The sequence below is a fragment of the Streptomyces sp. NPDC102514 genome (assembly GCF_055584525.1).
Map to the genome: position 1 here is coordinate 73,919 of NZ_JBVJLW010000024.1, position 22,819 is coordinate 96,737.

At 71.0% G+C, this 22,819-nt stretch carries 21 protein-coding genes; 10 read left to right on the top strand and 11 right to left on the bottom strand.

Features of this window, described 5'->3' with window-relative positions; all coding sequences use genetic code 11:
• Window positions 1–299: 299 nt before the first annotated feature.
• Window positions 300–1,175: a 16S rRNA (cytidine(1402)-2'-O)-methyltransferase gene (gene rsmI / locus ACZ60E_RS40735; RefSeq protein WP_384811063.1), complete on the bottom strand. Its 876-nt coding sequence runs from the start codon at window positions 1,173–1,175 to the stop codon at window positions 300–302.
• Between the two features lie 62 nt (window positions 1,176–1,237).
• Between rsmI and ACZ60E_RS40740 the strand changes: the two genes are divergently transcribed.
• The 4 genes from ACZ60E_RS40740 (at window position 1,238) to ACZ60E_RS40755 (ending at window position 7,178) form a co-directional block, all read left to right on the top strand.
• Window positions 1,238–2,980, top strand: coding sequence for a dolichyl-phosphate-mannose--protein mannosyltransferase (locus ACZ60E_RS40740; RefSeq protein WP_469447200.1), 1,743 nt, complete (start codon window positions 1,238–1,240; stop codon window positions 2,978–2,980).
• Between the two features lie 137 nt (window positions 2,981–3,117).
• Window positions 3,118–3,570: a nuclear transport factor 2 family protein gene (locus ACZ60E_RS40745; protein ID WP_469447201.1), complete on the top strand. Its 453-nt coding sequence runs from the start codon at window positions 3,118–3,120 to the stop codon at window positions 3,568–3,570.
• Window positions 3,571–3,685: 115 nt separating this feature from the next.
• Complete coding sequence (locus tag ACZ60E_RS40750; protein WP_469447202.1) at window positions 3,686–5,317, top strand: penicillin-binding transpeptidase domain-containing protein; 1,632 nt, start codon at window positions 3,686–3,688, stop codon at window positions 5,315–5,317.
• A gap of 148 nt (window positions 5,318–5,465) precedes the next feature.
• Window positions 5,466–7,178: a penicillin-binding transpeptidase domain-containing protein gene (locus ACZ60E_RS40755; protein WP_469447203.1), complete on the top strand. Its 1,713-nt coding sequence runs from the start codon at window positions 5,466–5,468 to the stop codon at window positions 7,176–7,178.
• Between the two features lie 112 nt (window positions 7,179–7,290).
• Here ACZ60E_RS40755 and ACZ60E_RS40760 read toward each other — a convergent pair whose 3' ends face one another.
• Window positions 7,291–7,635, bottom strand: coding sequence for an SsgA family sporulation/cell division regulator (locus tag ACZ60E_RS40760; RefSeq protein ID WP_469447205.1), 345 nt, complete (start codon window positions 7,633–7,635; stop codon window positions 7,291–7,293).
• A 175-nt stretch (window positions 7,636–7,810) separates the two neighbouring features.
• On the opposite strand from ACZ60E_RS40760, the gene ACZ60E_RS40765 reads away from it, so the two are divergent.
• From ACZ60E_RS40765 to ACZ60E_RS40780, 4 genes are read left to right on the top strand one after another with little or no spacing between them, the layout of a single operon-like run.
• Window positions 7,811–8,866 (top strand): energy-coupling factor ABC transporter permease, encoded by a 1,056-nt coding sequence (locus ACZ60E_RS40765; RefSeq protein ID WP_384811046.1) that lies wholly within the window; start codon window positions 7,811–7,813, stop codon window positions 8,864–8,866.
• 14 nt (window positions 8,867–8,880) lie between these two features.
• Window positions 8,881–9,642 (top strand): cobalt ECF transporter T component CbiQ, encoded by a 762-nt coding sequence (gene cbiQ, locus ACZ60E_RS40770; protein WP_384811043.1) that lies wholly within the window; start codon window positions 8,881–8,883, stop codon window positions 9,640–9,642.
• Window positions 9,630–10,415 carry an energy-coupling factor ABC transporter ATP-binding protein gene (locus ACZ60E_RS40775; protein ID WP_469447207.1) on the top strand — a complete coding sequence of 262 codons (786 nt, stop codon included), beginning with the start codon at window positions 9,630–9,632 and terminating at the stop codon, window positions 10,413–10,415. Before cbiQ ends, ACZ60E_RS40775 begins: the two co-directional genes overlap by 13 nt.
• A gap of 28 nt (window positions 10,416–10,443) precedes the next feature.
• Complete coding sequence (locus ACZ60E_RS40780; RefSeq protein ID WP_469447231.1) at window positions 10,444–11,607, top strand: serine hydrolase domain-containing protein; 1,164 nt, start codon at window positions 10,444–10,446, stop codon at window positions 11,605–11,607.
• Here the strand turns inward: ACZ60E_RS40780 and ACZ60E_RS40785 are convergent.
• Genes ACZ60E_RS40785 through ACZ60E_RS40800 form a run of 4 tightly spaced genes read right to left on the bottom strand, consistent with a single transcriptional unit; the run spans window position 11,546 to window position 13,068 of the window.
• Window positions 11,546–11,785 (bottom strand): DUF397 domain-containing protein, encoded by a 240-nt coding sequence (locus tag ACZ60E_RS40785; protein WP_469447208.1) that lies wholly within the window; start codon window positions 11,783–11,785, stop codon window positions 11,546–11,548. The genes ACZ60E_RS40780 and ACZ60E_RS40785 overlap by 62 nt on opposite strands.
• 5 nt (window positions 11,786–11,790) lie before the next feature.
• Window positions 11,791–12,003 carry a DUF397 domain-containing protein gene (locus ACZ60E_RS40790; protein WP_469447210.1) on the bottom strand — a complete coding sequence of 71 codons (213 nt, stop codon included), beginning with the start codon at window positions 12,001–12,003 and terminating at the stop codon, window positions 11,791–11,793.
• The gene (locus ACZ60E_RS40795; protein ID WP_469447211.1) at window positions 12,000–12,209 is read right to left on the bottom strand and encodes a DUF397 domain-containing protein; all 210 of its coding nucleotides are present in this window, start codon (window positions 12,207–12,209) and stop codon (window positions 12,000–12,002) included. The genes ACZ60E_RS40790 and ACZ60E_RS40795 overlap by 4 nt, the downstream gene beginning before the upstream one ends.
• Window positions 12,210–12,216: 7 nt before the next feature.
• Window positions 12,217–13,068: a helix-turn-helix domain-containing protein gene (locus tag ACZ60E_RS40800; RefSeq protein WP_469447213.1), complete on the bottom strand. Its 852-nt coding sequence runs from the start codon at window positions 13,066–13,068 to the stop codon at window positions 12,217–12,219.
• A 231-nt stretch (window positions 13,069–13,299) separates the two neighbouring features.
• Here ACZ60E_RS40800 and ACZ60E_RS40805 point away from each other — a divergent pair, with 231 nt between their 5' ends.
• Entirely contained in the window at window positions 13,300–13,734 is a 435-nt protein-coding gene (locus tag ACZ60E_RS40805) for an ATP-binding protein (RefSeq protein WP_469447214.1), read from the top strand.
• 116 nt (window positions 13,735–13,850) lie between these two features.
• Here the strand turns inward: ACZ60E_RS40805 and ACZ60E_RS40810 are convergent, their stop codons facing one another.
• The 4 genes from ACZ60E_RS40810 to ACZ60E_RS40825 all read right to left on the bottom strand — a co-directional run bounded on the left by ACZ60E_RS40810 (window position 13,851) and on the right by ACZ60E_RS40825 (window position 18,592).
• Window positions 13,851–14,696 (bottom strand): EamA family transporter, encoded by an 846-nt coding sequence (locus ACZ60E_RS40810; RefSeq protein WP_385835096.1) that lies wholly within the window; start codon window positions 14,694–14,696, stop codon window positions 13,851–13,853.
• On the bottom strand, window positions 14,693–15,199 hold the full coding sequence (locus ACZ60E_RS40815) for a YbaK/EbsC family protein (RefSeq protein WP_469447216.1): 507 nt from the start codon (window positions 15,197–15,199) through the stop codon (window positions 14,693–14,695). The genes ACZ60E_RS40810 and ACZ60E_RS40815 overlap by 4 nt, the downstream gene beginning before the upstream one ends.
• Window positions 15,200–15,515: 316 nt before the next feature.
• A complete protein-coding gene (locus tag ACZ60E_RS40820; protein ID WP_469447218.1) occupies window positions 15,516–17,756 on the bottom strand; it encodes an MMPL family transporter in 2,241 nt (746 codons plus the stop codon).
• 245 nt (window positions 17,757–18,001) lie between these two features.
• Window positions 18,002–18,592 carry a TetR/AcrR family transcriptional regulator gene (locus ACZ60E_RS40825; protein ID WP_384811016.1) on the bottom strand — a complete coding sequence of 197 codons (591 nt, stop codon included), beginning with the start codon at window positions 18,590–18,592 and terminating at the stop codon, window positions 18,002–18,004.
• A gap of 336 nt (window positions 18,593–18,928) precedes the next feature.
• On the opposite strand from ACZ60E_RS40825, the gene ACZ60E_RS40830 reads away from it, so the two are divergent.
• Window positions 18,929–22,240, top strand: coding sequence for a S41 family peptidase (locus ACZ60E_RS40830; protein ID WP_469447233.1), 3,312 nt, complete (start codon window positions 18,929–18,931; stop codon window positions 22,238–22,240).
• A gap of 356 nt (window positions 22,241–22,596) precedes the next feature.
• Here the strand turns inward: ACZ60E_RS40830 and ACZ60E_RS40835 are convergent, their stop codons facing one another.
• Complete coding sequence (locus ACZ60E_RS40835) at window positions 22,597–22,809, bottom strand: hypothetical protein (RefSeq protein ID WP_384811013.1); 213 nt, start codon at window positions 22,807–22,809, stop codon at window positions 22,597–22,599.
• Window positions 22,810–22,819: the final 10 nt, after the last annotated feature.

Sequence of the window (22,819 nt, forward strand, 5' to 3'; positions counted from 1 at the left end):
CCGACGCGAATGCACCGCCCCTGTCGAGTGTTGGAGCCGTCTTGGCCGTTCCTTGTCGGAGGGCCCTCGATACCCGGTCGGGGCTTTGCTTTCGACGGCGGTCCTTTGCGAGCGCATGGGCCGGTGCGCTCCCCTGTGAAATCGTGCGCTCCCCTGAGGACCCGCGCGCTCCCCGGGCGGGGTCGGCCGCACTCTCTTTCAGCAGGTCACGTGCTCGTTCACCCGCTCGTCGCGGGGGTCGCTCAGGGGTCTCACGGGGGCCTCGCCGGGGGTTCCTCGGGGGGCGCTCCGAAGATCGTTCAGGGGCCCGCGCGCTCGGCGTTCTTCGCCGCGACGACCGCGTCGAAGACCTCCCGCTTGGGTACGCCCGCGTCCGCGGCGACGGCGGCGATGGCCTCCTTGCGCCGCTCCCCCGCCTCCTCGCGCACCCGCACCCTGCGCACCAGTTCCTCGGGGCCGAGCACCTCGGTCTTCTCGGGGGCGCCCTCGACGACGACGGTGATCTCACCGCGTACGCCCTCCGCGGCCCAGACGGCGAGGTCCCCGAGCGGGCCCCGCTTGACCTCCTCGTACGTCTTGGTCAGCTCGCGGCAGACGGCGGCCCGCCGCTCGGCGCCGAACACCTCGGCCATCGCCGCAAGGGTGTCGTCGAGCCGGTGCGGGGCCTCGAAGAAGACGAGCGTGCGCCGCTCGTCCCCGACCTCGCGCAGCCGCGAGAGCCGTTCGCCGGCCTTGCGCGGCAGGAATCCCTCGAAGCAGAACCGGTCGACGGGCAGCCCGGACAGCGCGAGCGCGGTGAGCACCGCGGACGGGCCGGGCACGGCCGTGACCTTGATGTCCTTCTCGACGGCGGCGGCGACGAGCCGGTAGCCGGGGTCGGACACGGACGGCATCCCGGCGTCGGTCACGAGCAGCACGCGCGCGCCGCCGACCAGCGCCTCGACCAGTTCGGGCGTACGCGCGGACTCGTTGCCCTCGAAGTAGGAGACGACCCGTCCGGTCGGCTGGACGTCGAGGCCCTGGGTCAGCCGCCGCAGCCGCCGGGTGTCCTCGGCGGCGATGACGTCGGCCCCCGCCAGCTCCGCCGCGAGACGGGGCGGTGCGTCCGCGATGTCCCCGATGGGCGTGCCTGCGAGTACGAGGATTCCTGCCGCGGTTCCACCGGTTCCTGTCACGGTTCCATCCTCGCAGGGGCGGCCCGCGGGACTCACACAGACCTGTTCCCTACGATGGCGCGGTGACAAGTACCGCGTCCTCCACGGACACCCGGCAGGGACAGGGCGTCGAAGAGCAGCGGCCGTCGTGGCAGCAGCGGCTGCGCAGGTTCGGCTACGCGGCCGGATCCAGAGACGACGTCCGCGACCGCCTCGTGCCCGCGTACACCGAGCCCGGCCCACGTCTGTGGGCGGCGATCGGGCTCCGCCAGGAGGCCGCCGAACGCATCGTCCGCTGGTCGGCGTGGGGCGGCCCGCTGCTCATCACGCTGCTGGCGGGCCTGATGCGGTTCTGGAACCTGGGCAGCCCGAAGGCGGTGATATTCGACGAGACGTACTACGCCAAGGACGCCTGGGCGCTCATCCACCGCGGATTCGAGGTCAACTGGGCCAAGGACGCCAACGACCTGATCCTGCAGAGCGGCGCGAACGTCAAGATCCCGACGGACGCCGCCTACGTGGTGCACCCGCCGGTCGGCAAGTACGTCATCGGGCTCGGCGAGTGGATGTTCGGGTTCACGCCGTTCGGCTGGCGGTTCATGACGGCCCTGCTCGGCACGCTGTCCGTGCTGATGCTGTGCCGGATCGGCCGCCGCCTGTTCCGTTCGACGTTCCTCGGGTGCCTGGCGGGCGCGCTGATGGCGGTGGACGGCCTGCACTTCGTGATGAGCCGCACCGCGCTGCTCGACCAGGTGCTGATGTTCTTCGTCCTCGCGGCCTTCGGCTGCCTGGTCGTCGACCGCGACAAGACCCGCGAACGCCTGGCCGCCGCGCTTCCGCCGGACGCCGACGGGGTCGTACGCCCGGACTCGCACCTCGCCATGACCACCCGCCTCGGCCGCCGCCCCTGGCGCCTGCTGGCGGGTCTGATGCTCGGCCTGGCCATCGGCACGAAGTGGAACGGCCTCTACATCCTCGTCGCGTTCGGCCTGATGACGGTCCTGTGGGACGTCGGCTCGCGGCGGGTGGCGGGTGCCCGCCGCCCGTACGTGGCGGTCCTCAAGCACGACGTGGGCTGGGCGTTCCTCTCCACGGTCCCGGTGGCGATCGCCACCTACCTCCTCTCCTGGACGGGCTGGATCCTGTCCGCCACCGACGGCAAGGGCGGCTACTACCGCAACTGGGCCACGGCCGACGGCCGCACCAGCGACTGGTCCTGGCTGTTCCCCGACTGGTGGCGCAGCCTGTGGCACTACGAGACGCAGGTGTACGACTTCCATGTCGGCCTGCACTCCCCGCACACGTACCAGTCGAACCCGTGGAGCTGGATCGTCACGGGCCGCCCGGTCTCGTACTTCTACGAGTCGCCGCTGCCCGGCAAGGACGGCTGCCCGACGGACGCGGGCGAGAAGTGCGCCCGCGAGGTCCTGGCCCTCGGCACCCCGCTCCTGTGGTGGGCGGCGGCCTTCGCGATCCTGTACGTCCTGTGGCGCTGGATCTTCCGCCGCGACTGGCGGGCGGGCGCGATCGTCTGCGGCATCGCGGCGGGCTACCTCCCGTGGTTCCTCTACCAGGAACGCACGATCTTCTTCTTCTACGCGGTCGTCTTCCTCCCGTTCCTGTGCCTGGCGGTGGCGATGATGATCGGCGCGATGCTGGGCCCGCCGGGCGCCTCGGAACGCCGCCGGGTCGTCGGCGCGGCGGCCACCGGAGTCCTGGTCCTCCTGATCGCCTGGAACTTCATCTACTTCTGGCCGATCTACACGGGCCAGGCGATCCCGATCGACAACTGGCGGGCCCGCATGTGGCTGGACACCTGGGTCTAGCCCGCCAGTCACCCCCGTCCCCTCACTCCCGTCCCCTTACCTCCGGAGTAATCGACCGCTCTCCCCGCTCCCGGCAGGATCAGGCACCTCGGCGGCAACCGTCGCCGGGGTCCGGTCGCGGTAGCGAGGAGAGCGTCATGACCGTCAGGTCCAGCAGGTCCAGCAGGTCCAACGCAACGGCGGACGTCGTCGGCGAAGCCACCCGTGCCGTCGTGCAGGAGTTCCTCGCCGCCCGGATGGCCGGGGACACCGGGCGGCTCGTCGAGATCTTCGCCGAGCGGGTCGACTGGATGCTCGCCGAGAATCCCGGTGTGCCGTGGATCCGGCCGCGGTCCACCGGCGCCGAGTGCGCCGCCCAGTTCACGGAGCTGACGGAGTACACCGTGCCCGAGGACGCGCGCGCCTCCGTCGGCGTCTTCCTCGTCGACGGCGCCGACGCCGTGCTGACGGGGCGGCTGTCGGGGACCGTGCGGGCGACGGGGAAGTCCTTCGAGGGGCCGTTCGCGCTGCACCTCACCGTCGAGGGCGGCCGGATCACCCGGCACCACCTCTACGAGGACGGCGTCGCGATCGCCGGGGCGTGCGCCTAACGATCGGGGAACAGCACCCCCATCCGTCACTCTCCCCGCATACAGTGCGACGCAGGGACACCGTTCTGAACGTGTTCAGAACGGTGCACGGGGAGGATCGGGGAGGGGACGCGAGATGCGGAGTGGGGTCAAGGTCGGCATCGTCGGCGGAGTGTTCGCCGTGATGGTGGGGGGCGCGGGGTACGGCGCGTACAACATCGTGACCGCCGTCAGCGGGGACGGGGGGTCCGCCGCCGCGGCCGAGAGGACCGGGCCGCCCTCCGGCGACGAGGTGCGGGAGACCTCCGAGAAGTTCTTCACGGCCTGGGAGCAGGGGGATGCCCCCACCGCCGCGGACCTGACCGACAACGCCCTGGCCGCCAAGGAACTGCTCGTTGCCTACGGCGGCCAGGCGCACATCGGGAAGGTGAAGATCACGCCCGGTACGGCGACGGGCGCGACCGTGCCGTTCGAGGTGTCGGCCACCGTCTCGTACGAGGGCAGGAGCAAGCCGCTGACGTACCGGAGCGAGCTGGCCGTCGTGCGGGGGAAGACCTCGGGGCGGGCGCTGGTCGACTGGCAGCCGGCCGTTCTGCACCCGGACCTCAAGAGGGGCGACACGCTGGTCACGGGCGAGGCGGCGAGCCCGCCCATCGAGGCGGTGGACCGCGACGGCGTCGTCCTGGCGAAGGACAAGTACCCCTCCCTCGGGCCCGTGCTCGACACCCTGCGCGAGCGGTACGGCGACAAGGCGGGCGGCACACCCGGTGTCGAGCTCGCGATCCAGCACGAGAGCGAGAGTGCGGGGGACAGCACGCTGGTGACGCTCGCCGAGGGCAAGGCCGGCAAGCTGCGTACGACGATCAGCGCGGGGGCGCAGGCCGCCGCGGAGAAGGCCGTCACGCGGTACGCGGAGTCGTCGGTGGTCGCCGTGAAGCCGAGCACCGGAGAGGTCCTGGCGATCGCGAACCACCGCGGGGACGGGTTCAACGCGGCGTTCCAGGGCAAGGTCGCCCCCGGCTCCACCATGAAGATCGTCACCGCGGCGATGTTCATCGACAACGGCGTGACCGCGATGAACAGCCCGGCACCCTGTCCGGCCACCGCGACCTGGCAGAGCCAGACCTTCAAGAACCTCACGGGCATGCAGCCCGACGAGAAGGCCACGCTCGCCAACAGCTTCATGCGCTCGTGCAACACGGCCTTCGTGAAGCTCATCGACGGCTCCGACGAACGGCCGCTCACGGACGAGTCGCTCACCACCGAGGCGCAGGAGCGGTTCGGGATCGGCAAGGACTGGAAGACGGGCGTCGTCTCCTTCGACGGGAGCGTCCCCGCGTCCGGCGGTCCGAACCGCGCGGCCAACGCCATCGGCCAGGGCGAGGTCCAGATGAACCCGCTGAACATGGCCTCGGTCACCGCGACCGCGATCACGGGCACGTTCCACCAGCCCTACCTCGTGTCGCCGAAGCTCGACGACCGGCAGCTGGCCACCGCCCGCGGTCTGCCGTCCGGCACCGCCGCCCAGCTCAAGCAGATGATGCGGCTCACCGCGACCAGCGGCACCGGCGCGCAGGCCATGTCCGGGCTCGGCGGTGACATCGGTGCCAAGACCGGCTCCGCCGACGTCGACGGCCAGGAGAAGTCCGACAGCTGGTTCACCGGTTTCCGGGGCGACATCGCCGCCGCGGCCATGACGGAGGCGGGCGGTCACGGAGGGGACGCGGCCGGTCCGATTGTCGCAGCTGTGCTACGGACAGGAGGCTGAACTCACCCTCACAGGCCGGGACTCTAGGCTGGTGCTCTCGTTCTGGTGGAGCCGGTGGGGATTCGGGAGCGTGCGGGGACTTCAGAGCCGGCAGAAACTCGTGGAGAGCCGTTGAAGGCGTCGGGGAAGCAGCTAGGGAACGGAAGCCGTGGGGAACAGAAGGCGCGCACCTGAGCGCAGCAGGACGAAGACGAAGCCCGCCGTCATCGGCGGGATGATCGCCGCTGTCGTGGGCGGTGCGGGGTTCGGCGTCTACGCCCTGTACGGCGGCGGAGCGGTGGCCGACGCGGGCCCGTCCTCCGACGCCAAGTCCGTGAAGAGCGGCCCGCTGTCGGCGGCCGAGGTGAAGTCCACGGCCACCGCCTTCCTCACGGCCTGGCAGAGCGGTGACGTCGAGAAGGCCGCCGCGGCGACGAACGACGTCACGGCGGCGCGCACCCTGCTCACGGGCTACGGCAAGGAGGCGTACGTCGAGGACGTGACGCTCACCGCCAAGAAGCGCTCCGGGGACGCCGTGCCGTTCGCCGTCAAGGGCACGGTCACGTACAAGACCCTGACCAAGCCTCTCGCGTACGAGTCCGAGCTGACCGTCGTACGTCGCGAGAAGGACGGGAAACCCCTGGTCGACTGGCATGCGGCGGTCGTGCACCCGGAGCTGGAGGACGGCGACAAGCTGGTCACCGGCGAGGCCGGGACGCCCCCGGTCAAGGCCCTGGACCGGGACGGCGGCGAGCTGACCACCGCCAAGTACCCCTCCCTCGGGACGGTCCTGGACGGTCTGCGGGAGAAGTACGGCAAGAAGGCCGGCGGCAAGGCGGGCGTCGAGCTGCGGGTGGTCCGCGCCGGCTCCGAGGACGCGAAGGGCGGCAAGGGCGCCGGCACCGCGAAGAAGACGGACGCCTCCGACAAGAACCCCGACAAGACGCTGCTGGAGCTGAGCAAGGGCACGCCGGGCACGGTCCGTACGACGCTCAGCCCGGCCCTTCAGGCGACCGCCGAGCAGCAGGTGGCCGCGAAGTCCAAGGCGTCGGCGGTCATGATCAGGCCGTCGACCGGCGAGATCCTGGCCGTCGCGAACTCGGGGCACGGGTTCAACACCGCGTTCCAGGGCTCGCTGGCCCCCGGCTCGACGATGAAGATCGTGACGGCCTCGCTGCTCATCGACAAGGGGCTCGCGTCGGTGAACAAGGAGCACCCCTGCCCCAAGTACTCGACGTACGGCGGCTGGAAGTTCCAGAACGACGACAAGTTCGAGATCAAGGGCGGCACGTTCAAGGCGAGCTTCGCGCGCTCATGCAACACGGCCTTCATCAGCCAGGCGAAGAAGCTGAGCGACGACGACCTGACCAAGCAGGCGCAGCAGGTGTTCGGCCTCGGCATGGACAACTGGGCGATCGGGGTGCCGACCTTCGACGGTTCGGTGCCGGTGCAGTCGCAGGCCCAGAAGGCGGCCTCGCTGATCGGGCAGGGCGGGGTGCGGATGAACCCGCTGAACATGGCGTCGGTCGTCGCCACGGCCAAGACGGGCACGTTCCGGCAGCCCTATCTGGTGTCTCCGACCGTCGACGACCGGACGCTCGCGAAGGGGTCCCGCTCGCTGTCGGCCGACACGCAGGCCCAGCTCAAGGAGCTCCTGCAGTACACGGCCGCGGCCGGTACGGCGGCCGAGGCGATGGCCGGGCTCGGCCCGGACTTCGGGGCCAAGACCGGTTCCGCGGAGGTCGACAACCAGAAGAAGCCCAACGGCTGGTTCACGGCCTGGAAGGGCGATCTGGCCGCCGCGGGCGTCGTCCAGCAGGGCGGCCACGGCGGCGAGACGGCCGGACCGATCGTGGCGGCGCTGCTGAAGGCGGGCAGCTGACCGACGTAGGGCCTCTGCCGAGCGGCGCGCGGCCCCTGCCGGCCGGCACACGGCCGCCGCCGACCTGCGTGCGGCCCCTCCGGGGCGGCTGAACCGGTCGGGGGCGGCCGGTTCAGTTCGACGACACGGGGGTGGCCGTGTACGTCCGGCGCAGGAAGCGGATCAGCGTCTTCGCCTCGAACTGCACGACCGCCACTCCCTTCGCCGAGTGGAACTCCATGACGGCCTGGACCCGGCCGCAGGGCCAGATGCGTACGTCACCGGCGGCGGCCGGCGCCCGCAGCCCCTGTTCGAGCAGGTCGCGGGCGAAGACCCACTCGTGGTGGCCGGGCAGCATGATGTGCACCCGTCGGGGGTCGGTCTCCGGGTCGTATCGAAGGGCCACCGGCACGGCGGGCGGATCCTGCGCCTCGTCCGTCACGATGTGGGCGCGCGCGTACTGCTCAACGGCGGACATCGATCGCTCCCTCTTTGAACTGATCCATATCTAATGTCGCATATTTTCCGATATGCGCCCCCAGATGAGTCGTAGTCGTATGCGAGGTCGCCTCGCTCTTGCAAGCTGTTCGCATTAAGCCACTATCATCGAACGGTTACCGACTGTCGGCCTGCCCCCGGAAGCGGAGCCCTCCATGCACGTGCCCGACGGATTCATCAACGCGCCCGTCTCCGTCGCCGCCGGAGCCGTGGCCGCCACGGCGGTCGCGGTGAGCCTGCGCGGCGCCCGCCGTGAGCTGGACGAACGCACGGCCCCGCTCGCGGGCCTGGTCGCCGCGTTCATCTTCGCCGTGCAGATGCTGAACTTCCCGGTCGCGGCCGGCACCAGCGGACATCTGCTCGGAGGCGCACTCGCCGCGATACTCGTGGGCCCCTTCACCGGGGTCCTCTGCGTCTCCGTCGTGCTCCTCATGCAGGGCATCCTCTTCGCGGACGGCGGCCTCACCGCGCTGGGCGTGAACATCACGAACATGGCGGTCGTCACCACGGTCGTGGCCTACGCCGTCTTCCGCGGCCTCGTAAAACTCCTGCCCAGGAAGCGTCGGTCCATTACCGTCTCGGCGTTCGCCGCCGCTGTGATCTCCGTCCCTGCCGCCGCCGCGGCCTTCACCCTGATCTACGCGATCGGGGGCACCACGGACGTTCCGATCGGGCAGGTCTTCACCGCCATGGTCGGCGTCCACGTCCTCATCGGCATCGGCGAGGCCGCGATCACCGCCCTCACGGTCGGCGCCGTCATCGCCGTACGACCGGACCTCGTGTACGGGGCCCGCGGCCTGACCGCGCCCCTGAAGCTGCGGGTCAACGGCGAACTGGTCGACACTCCCGCCGCCGAACCCGTCCCCGTCGCCGCCCGGTCCCACCGCAAGGTGTGGCTGGCGGGGCTCGCGACCTCCCTCGTCCTCGCCGGATTCGTCAGCTTCTACGCCTCGGCGAACCCCGACGGCCTGGAGAAGGTCGCCTCCGACAAGGGAATCGACGCCAAGGCCGAGGACCACGCAACCGCCGACTCGCCGCTCGCCGACTACGGCGTCGAAGGCCTCACGAACAGCCGGATCTCCGGCGGCCTCGCGGGCGTGATCGGCGTGGGCGTCACGATCGTCGCGGGCACGGGCGTCTTCTGGACCGTCCGCAGGCGCCGTACGCCCGAGAACCAGAGCGGGCCCTCCCAGGTCGGCGAGTCCGTCTGACATGGGAGCCTGATATGGGAGCAGGCCACGCGCACCGGCTCTACCGGCACGGGCACTCGCCCGTGCACGCCCTGCCGCCGCACACCAAGCTCGCCGCCGTCTTCGCCTTCGTGCTGGTCGTCGTCTCCACCCCGCGCGAGGCGATGTGGGCCTTCGGGCTGTACGCGCTGCTGCTGGCGGGCGTGGCGTACGCGGCCCGCGTCCCCGCCGGCTTCGTACTGAAGCGGCTGCTCATCGAGGTGCCGTTCGTGGCCTTCGCCGTGCTGATGCCGTTCGTGGCGCAGGGCGAGCGGGTCGACGTGCTCGGTCTCTCCCTGAGCGTGAACGGCCTGTGGGGCGCCTGGAACGTCCTCGCCAAGGGCACCCTCGGCGTCGCCGCGTCCGTGCTGCTCGCCTCGACGACCGAGCTGCGCGAACTCCTCCTGGGCCTCCAGCGGCTGAGGCTGCCACCCCTGCTCGTACAGATCGCGTCCTTCATGATCCGGTACGGGGACGTCATCGCGGACGAGATGCGGCGGATGCGGATCGCGCGGGAGTCGCGCGGCTTCGAGGCCCGCGGCGTCCGCTCCTGGGGCGTCCTCGCCAAGTCCGCGGGCGCCCTGTTCATCCGCTCCTACGAACGCGGGGAACGGGTGCACCTGGCCATGGTGAGCCGGGGCTACACCGGTTCGATGCCGGTCATCGACGAGGTGACCGCGTCGCGCGCGCAGTGGTCGTACGCCTTCGCCCTGCCGTGCGCCGCACTCGTCGTATGTCTGCTGGGATGGACCTTGTGAACTCATCTCCCCCGCCCTCCTCCCCCGCGCCCTCGCTCGATGTGGCCGGGCTGGCGTTCGCCTACCCCGACGGGCATCAGGCCCTCTTCGGCGTGGACTTCACGGTCGGCCGGGGCGAGCGCGTGGCCCTGCTCGGCCCGAACGGCGCCGGCAAGACGACCCTCGTGCTCCATCTCAACGGCATCCTGACCGGCGGCGCCGGGACGGTGACGGTCGCCGGGCTGCCCGTCGGCAAGAAGCACATGGCGGAGATCCGGCGGAAGGTCGGCATCGTCTTCCAGGACCCGGACGACCAGCTCTTCATGCCGAGCGTGCGCGAGGACGTGGCCTTCGGACCCGCCTCCGCCGGACTGAAGGGGCCCGAGCTGGAGGCGCGGGTGCGCACGGCGCTCGAACAGGTCGGCATGGAGGCCTTCGCCGACCGTCCGCCGCACCACCTCTCCTTCGGGCAGCGGCGCCGGGTGGCCGTCGCGACCGTGCTGGCGATGGAGCCGGAGATCCTCGTCCTCGACGAGCCGTCGTCCAACCTCGACCCCGCCTCACGGCGCGAACTCGCCGACATCCTGCGCGCGTTGGACGTGACCGTGCTCATGGTCACGCACGACCTGCCGTACGCCCTCGAACTGTGCCCCCGTGCCCTGATCCTCAGCGACGGCGTGATCGCGGCGGACGGCCGCACCGGCGAACTGCTCTCCGACCAGGAGCTGATGCGGGAGCACCGCCTGGAGCTGCCGTTCGGCTTCGATCCGCGCTCGGTGACAATGGGCGCGTGACGCTCGCGCGGCGAAGGGTACGGACGTGGTGGATGTGAACGGCTCAGTGGCGGAGGGCTTCGAGCCGGTCGAGGCGGCGTTCGTACGGAACTTCGAGACGCTCGGGGACCGGGGCGCGGCGGTCGCGGTGTACCGCGACGGCCACAAGGTCGTGGACCTGTGGGCCGGCACGAAGCACATCGACGACAGTGAGCCCTGGCAGCACGGCACGGCGCAGATCGTGCGCTCGGCGACGAAGGGCGTCGCGGCGGCGGCCCTTCTCCTCCTCCACCAGCGGGGTCTGCTCGACCTGGACGCGCCGGTGGGCGAGTACTGGCCCGGGTTCAAGGCGGCGGGCAAGGAGCGGGTGCTGGTCCGGCACGTGCTCTCGCACCGGGCCGGACTGCCGGTCCTGGACCACCCGCTCACCCCCGAGGAGTCGCTGGACCCGCTGCGGGGCGCCGAGGCGGTCGCCCGGCAGGCCCCGGTGTGGGAGCCCGGCACGGACCACGGCTACCACGCGCTGACGTACGGCTGGCTGACCGGCGAGCTGCTGCGGCGCGTCACCGGCGACGGCATCGGTGACTGGATCGCGCGGGAGATCGCGGGCCCGGTGGGCGCGGACCTGTGGGTCGGGCTGCCGGAGCGGGAGGCGGCCCGGGTCGGCAGGGTGGGCCGCATAGAGACTCCGGCCGGCGACGGGGGCCTGCGGGCCCGCCCGAAACAGTCGGTGGTGGAGGCCTACGAGGACCCCGACTCCCTCACCCGGCGGGCCTTCGCCGCGATCACCCCGTTCCCGGACCAGAACGACCCCGCGTACCGGGCGGCGGCGCTCCCCGCGACGAACGGCATCGCGACGGCGGACGGGCTGGCCCGCTTCTACGCGTCCCTGATCGGCGAAGTGGACGGCGGCACACGCCTGTTCACCCCATCGACCCTGGCCGCGGCCCGCACCCAGGAGTCGGCGGGCCCGGACCGCGTCCTGGTGATCAACACGAGCTTCGGCCTCGGCTACATGCTGCACGGCTCGGCGTCCCCGTTCCTGGCCCCCGGTTCCTTCGGCCACCCGGGCCGAGGCGGCTCCCTGGGCTTCGCCGACCCCGACTCGGCCACGGCATTCGCCTACGTCACGAACGGCTTCCGCAAGACGGTCACGGCGGACCCGCGAGCACAGGCGCTGGTACGGGCGGTGCGGGGGGTGTTGCGGGCGTAGGCGGGTCGAGTTTCAGGGCTTCGACGAACGGGGTGAAGGCACCCAAGGGAAACGTGAGGGTTCCATGGGCCGGGGCCTTCGAGTCACGGACGGCTATGTGGGCCCCACGGTCCGATATCTCCACGCAGGAGTCGCCGTCACCAGGGCCTGAGTAGGACGACTTCCGCCAGCCCGTCATGGGACCTACGGTTCCCTACGGTGCTCGGGCGCGCCCGGGTTCTTCAAGGACTCGACGAAAGCGACGAAAGCTTCGGCCGGGAAGGCGAGAGCGGCCCTGGCTGGGGCCTTCGAGTCACGGACGGCTAGATAGGTCCTGCGGTGAGCCACCTCGACGCACGCGTCACCCTGCCCGCCTCCGGAGAAGGGTGACTTCTTCCAGATGCCGGAGGTGATCATCGCGAGGTCGTCGCCGGAGCAAAGTCCGGCTTCAAGGCTTCGATGAACGACGTGAAGGCGCCGGTCGGGAAGTTGAGGACGGATTCGGCAGGGGCCTTCGAGTCGCGGATGGATATTCGCGTGGGTGAGGTGGCGACCTCGACGCAGTCGTTTCCCTCGCCTCCGCCGGAGTGGGACGACTTCTTCCAGTGGCTGGGGGTGGCCATGCTGTCCTCAGACTTCCTTGGTCAACTGGTGGATGAGATCGCGCGATTGCTCAGGAGATAGCGCTGCTCTTCTCACCGTACGGAAGAGCGTTCGAAAGTGTTCCAGTTGCGCTTCGGAGTCAAGGAAGGCTGTGCCGTGCGGAGCATCACGGATCACGGTGTCCAGACGCGGAAGCGATGCGCCCAGGTGCACCAAAGTACTTCCCGCGCCGGCGAAATCGTCCAGTGCGAAGGGGATGACGCGGACGGTGACATGCTCCGCCTCGGACAGTTCCACGATGCGGGCAAGCTGGCCCCGGAAGGCGGCCCTCCCGGCGACCTTGATCCGTAGTGCCGCCTCGTGGATCACGGTCTCGTACGGGATCGGTGACGCCCCCTCGATGACGACCCTTCGCTTCATCCGGTGAGCCACCCGAAGATCCACCTCGCTGTCGGGGAACTCCGGGTTCATGTAGGCGAAGAGAGCCCGGGCGTAGTCCTCGGTCTGGAACAGCCCCGGGACATGAGTGACTGCCACGTCATGGCGGAAAGTGGCGTGGTGATCCAGTTCGGCGAGGTCCAAGTACGCGGAAGGCAGGACGCCCCGGTACTCCTCCCACCATCCGTGAGTCCGGTCGGCCGCCATGGCCACCAGGGCGTCGATCAAGTGGTCGTCCGAGCAGGTGTAGTTGGCCGCGAGTCGGCGTAGTCGCTTTCCGCTCACACCCGTCAGCCCTGCTTCGATCTGGCTGATCTGAGCGGAACTCACTCCGAGCAGTGCGGCCGCTTCCCGAGAAGTGAGTCCCGCCGCCTCACGGAGCCGGCGGAGTTCGGACGCCAGGCGCCCCTGACGTGCCGTTGGCGCACGCCTCAAAACCATCGGCTGATCCTCCCGGCACGCCGTGACGCTCCCTGTACGGGTGACAGTTTACGTGACGGGCTTGCTGAACTTAAAAAGTTAGGTCTACCGTCAGTGACGCGACGCACACCCTGCGGCACACCGGGACCCCGGAAGCGCACCACTCCGTCCTGCCGTGACGGCTGAGGCATGCCCACCGCCCGCGACCCTCCGCAGTCCCCCGAAACCCCACCACCGAACCGGAGTTGACGCATGCCCGAAATCGAGATCCACGCGCCCTGGGAGTACTCGCTCCACATCCCCAACGACCTCCGGGCCGTCACCGTCAGCCGCCGTACCCTCCGGCTGATCCTGACCGTCCACGGGCTCATCCGCCTCGTCGACGTCGCCGAACTGCTCGCGGCCGAGCTGGTCTCCAATGCCGTACGGCACACGGAGGGACCCGCCGCGCTGCGGGTTCTCTGGGCGGCGGGCGTGCTGCGGATCGGGGCCTGGGACGCGGACCCGGAGCCGCCCGGCCCACCGCAATCCCTCTGCCAGGTCGAGGACTTGATCGACGGCCTGCTTGAGGGAGGCAGAGGGCTCGCACTGGTCAGGGCCTGTTCCGACGAGTGGGGCTGGCAGCCGCTCGCCGGCGACGGCGGGAGTGGGAAGTACGTGTGGTGCGAGCTGGCCGCCGCCGTCTGACCCGTGTCGCGTATCCCGTACGCCGCCTGCCGTCCGCCTCAGCGGGCCTCGCCCTCGAACCGGTCGGCTGTCGGGTCGGTGGGGGCCGGTCGCGCAGTTCCCCGCGCCCCTGGGGGCTAGCCCGCGTGCAGCATCAGGCCTATGCCCACCACCAGCAGGCCAGCCGCCGCGATGCGTGGTGCTCCGAAGCGTTCCTTGAAGAAGACCGCTCCTATGGCCGCGCCGACGATGATCGACGATTCGCGCAACGCCGCGACCGGGGCCAGTTCCGCTCGGGTCTGGGCCCAGAGGACCAGGGCGTATGCGGCGACGGACAGGGCTGCGCCCAGGAGGCCCACCCCGGCGAACGGGCGGAGTACGGCGAGGAGTTCGCCGCGCCAGCGGTGGAGGGCGTATGCCGGTACCGCCACGCCCTCCACCGCCATCAGCCAGGCGATGTAGGCGAGGGAGGAGCCCGAGGCGCGTACGCCCAGGCCGTCCACGACCGTGTACGCCGCGATGGTCAGGCCGGTCGCGAGGGCCGCGACGATCGCCGCCCAGTTCGGCCGCTTCCCGCGCAGGCCCCACAGCGCGACCCCGGTCAGTCCCGCGCACGACACGGCGATGCCCGCGGCGGCCCAGCCGTCGGGCACCTCGTGGGCGAAGAGCGCGGCGAGCAGCGTGACCACCAGGGGCGCGGTGCCGCGCGCGATGGGGTACGCCTGGCCGAAGTCGCCCAGCCGGAAGGAGCGCATGAGGAGGACGTAGTACGCGACGTGGATGACCGCCGAGACGATCAGGTACGGCCAGGCCTCCGCGGCGGGGAACGGGACGAACGGCACCAGGGCCAGCCCGATGAGCGCTCCCCCGCCCGCTATCAGCGTGAACCCGACCAGTTTGTCGGTGATCCGGTGGGCTATCGCGTTCCAGCCTGCGTGCGTGACCGCCGCGACCAGGACGGCCGCGGTGACCAGCGGGGTCACGCGGACTGCTCGCGGACATCCACGAGGGTGCCGCCGGCGTGGTCGATCAGGGTCCTCGGGGCCATCGGGAACACGGAGTACGGGGTGCCCGCGGCGGCCCACACGATGTCGTGGTCCAGCAGTGAACGGTCCGCCAGGACACGGGTCTTGCTGCGGTGTCCGAAGGGGGGTACGCCACCGATCGCGTACCCGGTCGTCTCGCGTACGAGGTCCGCCCTGGCCCGGGTCACCTTCTCGGCGCCCAGTGCGTGCTGTACGAGGTCGAGGTCCACGCGGCACGAGCCGTCCATGAGGACGAGGACCGGGACGCCGTCCGCGGCGAAGATCAACGACTTGCAGATCTCGCTGAGTTCGCAGCCCAGCGCCGTGGCGGCCTCGGCGGCGGTGCGGGTCGCCTCCGGGAAGCGGCGGATCTGCGGGAGCAGGTCGTCGAGACCCAACTTCCGCACGGCTTCGGCGAAACGGGGGTGGGCTGCGTTCTGTTCTTCTTCGGCGGCGGTCATGAAGAGCACGCTAGTCGGTGGGGCGGTGGTGGGCTGGGTGGGGCGGGGCCGTGCCGGTACACCACGGTCCGCCGCCCCCGGGCATACGGAACTCTGCTGCCACGGCGAGCTGTGTTCGGAAGGGCTACGCGGCGGACCACGGCGTACCGGCACGGCCCCTCGCGTGTGTCCGCCCCGCTCCCGTCCGGGTGGGCGGGCGGGCGCAGACGGAAGCCGGTGAGGGGCTCCCGTCCCCACGGGCCCCTCACCGGCTGGTCATGGCCGACCTCGTCGTCGGCTGGTCATGGTGGAGTGGATACGTATGCGTGGCCGCCTGTCAGGCGCGCACCAGTTCCCGGTCCTCGTCCTGCGTGGTCGTCGGGCGGGTGGTGTCGAGCGCCTTCAGGCCCTCGCCCTCGACGTCGACGTTCGGCAGCGCGCGGTCCAGCCACTTCGGGAGCCACCAGGCCTTCTTGCCGAGCAGGGCCAGTACCGCGGGGACGATCGCCATGCGGACCACGAACGCGTCGAAGAAGACGGCGATCGCGAGGCCGAAGCCGATCATCTTGATCATCGAGTCGCTCGCGCCGATGAAGCCGCCGAAGACCGCCATCATGATGATCGCCGCCGCGACCACGACACGGGCGCTGTGCCGGAAGCCGGTGACGACCGCCTGGCTCGGGGACTCCCCGTGCACGTACGCCTCCCGCATGCGGGTCACGAGGAAGACCTCGTAGTCCATCGCCAGGCCGAAGACCACACCGACCATGAAGATCGGCATCATCGACATGATGGGGCCGGTCTCCTCGACGCCGATCAGTCCGGCCAGCCAACCCCACTGGAAGACCGCGACCACCGCGCCGAGCGCGGCGAGCACGCTCAGCAGGAAGCCGAGCGCCGCCTTGAGCGGGACCAGGATCGAGCGGAAGACCACGATCAGGAGGAGGAAGGCCAGGCCCACCACCAGGGCGAGGTACGGGACCAGCGCGTCGTTGAGCTTCTGCGAGAAGTCGATGTTCATCGCCGTGGTGCCGGTGACCAGCACCTCCGCGTCCGTGTCCGCCTTGATGTCGGCGCTCTGGCCGCGGATGGCGTGGACCAGGTCCTCGGTCTGCGTCGAGGACGGCTTGGAGTCCGGGATCACCGTGATCGTCGCGGTGTCGCCCGCCTTGTTGGGGGTCGCCGGGGTGACCGTCACGACGTCCTTGAGGCCCTTGATGCCGTCCGTCACGGCGGTGAAGGCGGCCGTCGGGTCGGCGGCTTCCTTGGCGTCGACCACGATCATCAGGGGACCGTTGAAGCCGGGGCCGAAGCCCTCCGACAGCAGGTCGTACGCCCGGCGCTGCGTCGTGGACGTCGGCTGCGAGCCGTCGTCGGGCAGGCCCAGTTCCAGTTGGGTGGCCGGTACGGCGATCACGCCGAGGCCGACCACGCCGAGCAGCAGCACGGCTGCCGGGCGGCGGATGACGAAGCTCGCCCAGCGGGTGCCCATGTTGGGCCTGGCCGGCTTCCCCGAAGTACCGGTGCCGGTGCCCTTGACCTTGTTCGTGTTCTTGCGCTTCTCGTTCGCCGGGCGGATCTTGCCGCCCGCGTAACCGAGCATCGCGGGGATCATGGTCAGCGCGATGAGGACGGCGACCACGACCGTGCCCGCCGCGGCGAGGCCCATCTTGGTGAGCATCGGGACGTTGACGACCGCGAGGCCCGCCAGGGCGATGACCACCGTGAGCCCCGCGAAGACGACCGCCGAGCCGGCGGTACCGGTGGCGCGGCCCGCCGCCTCCTCGCGGTCGCGGCCCTCGGCCAGTTCCGCCCGGTAGCGGGAGACGATGAACAGCGCGTAGTCGATACCGACCGCGAGGCCGATCATCAGCGCGAGCGTCGAGGTGGTGTCGCCGAGGTCGAGCGCGTTGGCGAGCGCGGTGATGGTGGAGACACCGATGCCGACGCCGATGATCGCCGTCAGCAACGGCAGTCCGGCCGCGACCAGCGAACCCAGGGTGACGACGAGGACGACCGCGGCGAGCGCGAGGCCGATGATCTCGCCGGTCGCGCCCATCTCCGCCCCGGCCTCCAGCGCGTCGCCGCCGACGTCGACGGTCAGACCGGTGTCCCGGGCCGACTCCCCGGCCGCCTCAAGGGCGTCCCTGGTCGAGTCCGCGAGTTCCATCCCGGGGGCGTCGTAGCGCACCGAGGTGTAGGCGACCGTCCCGTCCTTGCTCACGGCGTTCGTCGTGAACGGGTCGGTGACGGAGACGACCTCGGAGCCGTCGCCCAGCGCCTTGACGGTCTTCGCGACGGTCGCCTTGTTGTCGGCGTCCGTCATCTTCTGTCCCTCGGGCGCCTTGAAGACGATGCGCCCGGTCGCTCCGTCGGCGCTGGCGCCGGGGAAACGCTGCTCCAGCAGGTCGAAGGCCTTCTGAGCCTCGGTGCCGGGGATGGAGAAGGAGGTCGTGCCCGCGGCGGGCGCGGAGGCCGCTCCGACACCCGCGAGCGTCAGCAGGGCCACCCATATGAGGACGACGAAGTGCCGTCGCCTGAAGGCGAGCCGGCCGAGTTTGTAGAGGAACGTTGCCACGGGGGCGTACTCCCGATCAGGTCGGTGATGCAGGTCGGTGATGCGGCTCGGTGATGCGCCGCGGCGCGGAGGGTGATGGCTGGCATCGGCGCCGGCATCAGGGCAGGGATCATCGGCCCGACGACGTGAGCGGTCGCGTCAGGTGCATGAGGAGAAGGAGAGGGGAGGGAAGGAAAGGGTGGGGTAGGGCGGGGTGGTGCGGTGCCGGTTCTCCGAGGTCCTCGGAGTTCTCGGAGGAGGTGGGGTCAGGCGACGAGGGCGGGGATGACCACTGCGTCGATGTACGAGGAGAGGAAACTCTGCGTCGGTGGCTCGTTGTCGATGATCGTCCGGGCCGCGAAGGAGCCGATGATCATGTGCAGCAGGAAGTCGATCGCGGGGTTGTCCGCGCGGACCTCGCCGCGGTCGACGGCTCGCTGCACCACCTGGCGCATCTCGTCCAGTTCCGGCTCGACCAGCCACTCCCGCAGGGCGGCCAGCAGATCGGGGTTCGAGTGGACCGCCGTCCCCAGGGCGCGCATGAGGGAGGAGTTCTGTTCCATCTCGCAGTCGTCCTGGCGGGTGATCATCGCGTGGAGGTCGCCCCGCAGGGAACCGGTGTCCACGCTGGCGATGCCGACCGGTTTGTGGTGCCGGACCGACCTGGCCACCAGTTCGGCCTTGCCGCCCCACTGGCGGTAGAGGGTGGCCTTGCTGGACCGGGTGCGGGTCGCCACGGCGTCCATGGTCAGGGAGTCGTAACCGACCTCCCGGAGCAGTTCGAGGACGGCCTCGTACAGCTCGGCCTCGCGCTCGGGCGTGAGCCGGCTGCGACGCGTCGTTGCTGTCTCAGCCATCCCATTCACCGCTTCCGCTCGAACGAAACTGTCTCGTACTCCTCTGAAGATACCCTGCGCGTCAACGAAACGAAACCGTTTCGTACGTGTGGTGGGTCACGCGTCCGTCGGGAACCACGAGTTGCCGGGCCCCGCCCACCGGAAAAGCATGGGTGGGTGAGCGACGAGAGCGAGAACGGGACCGGGACCGGGGACGAGCACGGATACAGGCACGGGGACGGGAACGGGAACAGGTACGGGTACGGGTACGGGGTTGAGGACGCGGCCGGGGCGAGGGCCGGAGCAGGGGCGGGGGCCGGAGCCGGGGAAGGCAGCGGCTCCTCCTCCCCCTCCTATCTGCGGTTCCCGCATCTCAGCGGGGACCAGCTCTGCTTCGTCGCCGAGGACGATCTCTGGGTGGCCCCCCTCGACGGGCCCGGCCGTGCCTGGCGCGTGACCGTCGACCGGACCAAGGTGAGCCACCCGCGCTTCTCCCCCGACGGGCGGCACCTCGCGTACACGACCTGGCGCAGTCTCGTGCCGGAGATCCAGCTGGCCCCGGTCGACGGCGGCCCGGCCCGGCGGCTCACCTACTGGGGCAACGCCGACACCCAGGTCTGCGGCTGGTCGCCCCCCGACGCCGAGGGCACCTGCGAGATCCTCGCCGTCGCCTCGCACGGCGAGCCCTTCTCCTACTTCACGTGGGCCTACAGCGTGCCGGTCGACGGCGGCCCCGGCCGCAAACTCCCGTGGGGCCCGGTCTCCGACATCGCGGTCGCGGACATCGACGGCGAGCGCAGGACACTGCTCCTCACCGGTACGCCCCCGCACGAGCCCGCCGCCTGGAAGCGCTACCGCGGCGGCGCCACCGGCCGGCTCTGGCTGCACGGGCAGCGCCTCCTCGCCGACCTCGACGGACATCTGGACTCGCCGATGTTCGTCGGCGACCGGATCGCCTTCCTCTCCGACCACGAGGGCGTCGGCAATCTGTACTCGTGCCTGCACGACGGCTCCGGCCTGCGGCGCCACACCGACCACGACGCCTTCTACGCCCGGCACGCGTCCAGCGACGGCACCCGGGTCGTCTACCAGTGCGCGGGCGAGGTGTGGATCGTCGACGACCTGGCCGCGGACGCCCGGCCCCGCCGCCTCGACGTCCGGCTCGGCGGGCCCCGCGCGGGCCGCCGCCCCTACCAGGTGCCGGCCGCCCAGCACGTCGACGGGATCTCCGTGGACGAGACGGGCCGGGCCGGCGCGGTCGTCGTCCGCGGCAGCCTGTACTGGCTCACGCACCGCGACGGCCCGGCCCGCACCATCGCCGACACCCCCGGCGTCCGCGTCCGGCTGCCGGAGATGCTCGGTTCCGGCGGGCAGGTGGCGTACGTGACCGACGCGGAGGGCGAGGACGCCGTCGAGATCGCGTATCTGCCCCGCGCGACGGGCGCACGCGAACCCCGACGGCTGGCCGCCGGGAAACTGGGCCGCGTCCTGGAACTCGTCTCCGACCCGAAGGGCGAACGGCTCGCGATCGCCTCGCACGACGGGCGGCTGCTGCTGCTCACCGTGAACGAGGGAGACGAGGCGGGTGCAGGAGACGAGGGGGGCGAGGGGGTGGTCCTGGAGCTCGTCCGGTCCGTCAACGGGCCCGTGCGCGACCTCGCCTTCTCCCCCGACGGGACCTGGCTGACCTGGTCGCACCCAGGTATCGGCCGCACGCTCCGCCAGATCAAACTGGCGCGGATCGACGGGCCCGGCGCCCGCACGGTCGTCGACGTCACCAACGGCCGCTTCGAGGACGAGAACCCGGTCTTCACCCGCGACGGCCGCTTCCTCGCCTTCCTCTCCTGGCGCGGCTTCGACCCGGTGTACGACGTCCACACCGGCGACCTCTCCTTCCCGCTGGGCTGCCGCCCGTACCTCGTACCGCTGTCCTCGGCGACCCCGTCCCCGTTCGCGCTGACCCCCGAGGGCCGCCCGGCGGCCGGCGGTCTGGACGAGGAGGAGGGTGGGGACGGGAGCGCGGGGGCCGGCACGGTGACCGTCGAGACCGAGGGGCTGGAGAGCCGGGTGACACCGTTCCCGGTCACGGCCTCCAAGTACTCGGCGCTGTACCCGGTCGCGGGCGGCGGACTCGTCTGGCTGCGCTGGCCGATCTCGGGGGCGCTCGGCGAGACGTTCGCGAACCCGGACGACACCAGCGGCCGGCCGACCCTGGAGCACTTCAACCTCTCCAAGGCGAAGAAGTCCGAACTCGTCGACCATCTCGACTGGTTCGCGCCCAGCGGTGACGGCAGCCGGCTCGTCGTGGTCGACGAGGGAGAACTGCGGGCCGTCCCGTCCACCGAGCCGGGCGACGGCGACTCGACCGTCTGGATCGATCTGCGCCGCATCCTGCACGAGGCCGACCCTGCCGCGGAGTGGCGCCAGGCGTACGCCGAGGCGGGCCGCCTCATCCACGCGTACTTCTGGGAACCCGGCATGTGCGGCATCGACTGGCCGGGCGTGCTGGACCAGTACCGCCCGCTGGTCGAACGGGTCGCGTCACCCGACGAGTTCGCGGACCTGCTCCGCGAGGTACTGGGCGAACTGGGCACCTCGCACGCGTACGTGGTCGCCGCGCGCCGCAACGAGGGGCCGCCGCACTATCAGCGACCCCAGGGCCTGCTGGGCGCCAACTTTGCTTGCAGGGACGGCAATTGGGTGCTGAAACGCATCCTGCCCGGCGACTCCTCCGACTCCAAGGCGCGTTCCCCGCTGGCCGGTACGGGCATCCGCGAGGGGGCGCGGCTGACGCATGTGGACGGGCGGCCGGTGGACCCGGTCACCGGTCCGTTCCCGCTGCTCGCGGGGGCGGGCGGTACGACGGTGGAGCTGACGTTCGCTCCGGCGGAGGGCTCTGGGGGCGCGGGAGGTACGGAGGGTACGGGGGTTGTGGGGTGTTCGCGTCGGGTGGCGGTGGTCCCCCTCGTCGACGAGCGGCCCCTGCGCTACCAGGACTGGGTGGCCAAACGGCGTGCCGTGGTACGGGAGTTGAGCGGCGGCCGGTGCGGCTACCTGCACATCCCCGACATGGGCGGCTCGGGCTGGGCCCAGTTCAACCGCGATCTGCGCATGGAGGTGTCGCGGCCCGCGCTCATCGTCGACGTACGCGGCAACGCGGGCGGCCACATCAGCGAGCTGGTCATCGAGAAGCTCACCCGTACGATCATGGGCTGGGACCTGACCCGTAACGCGCAGCCGGTGTCGTACACGTCCAACGCCCCGCGCGGGCCCGTGGTCGCCCTCGCCGACGAGATGACCTCCTCGGACGGGGACATGATCACGGCGGCCTTCAAACTGCTGAAACTGGGGCCGGTGGTGGGGCTGCGCACGTGGGGCGGGGTGGTCGGGATGACCGGGCGCCACGAGCTGGGGGACGGGTCGGTCATCACGGTTCCGATGAACGCGGCGTGGTTCGACGCGTACGGGTGGGCCGTGGAGAACCACGGGGTCTGTCCTGATCTGGAGGTGCTGCGTACGCCGCTGGACTGGGCGGAGGGGCGGCATGCGCAGCTGGATGACGCGGTCCGGCTGTCCCTGGACCTCCTGGCCCTGCACCCGGCGTCCACACCACCCCCGTACACGACCCTCCCCGACCGGTCCCGCCCCCGGCTACCGCCCCGGCCCTGACCCCCGGCGGGGACGCTGCCCGATCCGCTTCAACCTGCGGGTGGGTGGGGGCGCGCCGCGCATTCCCCCGCGCCCCTTACGGGGCCCGGTGGGAACTGGCCGATTCGCTGCGGTCTGCGGGTGCGTCGTGGCTGGCCGCGCCGTTCCCCGCGCCCCTGACGGGGCGCCTGCACCTCGGCCCCCTCAGGGGCGCGGGGAACGGCGCAGTCCTTTCGCCTTTGGGGGCGCGGGGAACTGCGCGGTCAGGCCCCACCCGGCCGCGGGCGACGAAAAACGTGGGGCGCCCCAGAGAAGAGGGCACCCCACGTCAATTCCGGCCAAGGCCGAAGGCTGAGCGTTCAGCCGAGTCGGACGTCTCAGACGTCGAACTCGTCGCGCCGCTCCCGCGCACCTTCGGGCGCACGCCGCTCCGGACGCTCACGGTCCGGACGCTCACGCTCGGCGGGCCGCTCACGCTCGGGCATCTGCTGCCCACGCTCGCCGGCCTGGTCACGACGCTCGCCGAGCTTCTGCTTCGCGTTGCGCTGAAGTTCTTCGGCCTTGTCCTGGAACTGGTCCTTCATGGCCATGAGGTTCACT

Coding starts and splice junctions, on each gene's coding strand:
- ACZ60E_RS40835 (WP_384811013.1), bottom strand. CDS start 22,809: ATGGCCATGAAGGACCAGTTCCAGGACAAGGCCGAAGAACTTCAGCGC.
- ACZ60E_RS40750 (WP_469447202.1), top strand. CDS start 3,686: ATGCGGAGTGGGGTCAAGGTCGGCATCGTCGGCGGAGTGTTCGCCGTG.
- ACZ60E_RS40765 (WP_384811046.1), top strand. CDS start 7,811: ATGCACGTGCCCGACGGATTCATCAACGCGCCCGTCTCCGTCGCCGCC.
- ACZ60E_RS40815 (WP_469447216.1), bottom strand. CDS start 15,199: ATGACCGCCGCCGAAGAAGAACAGAACGCAGCCCACCCCCGTTTCGCC.
- ACZ60E_RS40790 (WP_469447210.1), bottom strand. CDS start 12,003: ATGATCACCTCCGGCATCTGGAAGAAGTCACCCTTCTCCGGAGGCGGG.
- ACZ60E_RS40785 (WP_469447208.1), bottom strand. CDS start 11,785: ATGACGGGCTGGCGGAAGTCGTCCTACTCAGGCCCTGGTGACGGCGAC.
- ACZ60E_RS40745 (WP_469447201.1), top strand. CDS start 3,118: ATGACCGTCAGGTCCAGCAGGTCCAGCAGGTCCAACGCAACGGCGGAC.
- ACZ60E_RS40795 (WP_469447211.1), bottom strand. CDS start 12,209: ATGGCCACCCCCAGCCACTGGAAGAAGTCGTCCCACTCCGGCGGAGGC.
- cbiQ (WP_384811043.1), top strand. CDS start 8,881: ATGGGAGCAGGCCACGCGCACCGGCTCTACCGGCACGGGCACTCGCCC.
- ACZ60E_RS40800 (WP_469447213.1), bottom strand. CDS start 13,068: ATGGTTTTGAGGCGTGCGCCAACGGCACGTCAGGGGCGCCTGGCGTCC.
- ACZ60E_RS40760 (WP_469447205.1), bottom strand. CDS start 7,635: ATGTCCGCCGTTGAGCAGTACGCGCGCGCCCACATCGTGACGGACGAG.
- ACZ60E_RS40805 (WP_469447214.1), top strand. CDS start 13,300: ATGCCCGAAATCGAGATCCACGCGCCCTGGGAGTACTCGCTCCACATC.
- ACZ60E_RS40775 (WP_469447207.1), top strand. CDS start 9,630: ATGGACCTTGTGAACTCATCTCCCCCGCCCTCCTCCCCCGCGCCCTCG.
- ACZ60E_RS40825 (WP_384811016.1), bottom strand. CDS start 18,592: ATGGCTGAGACAGCAACGACGCGTCGCAGCCGGCTCACGCCCGAGCGC.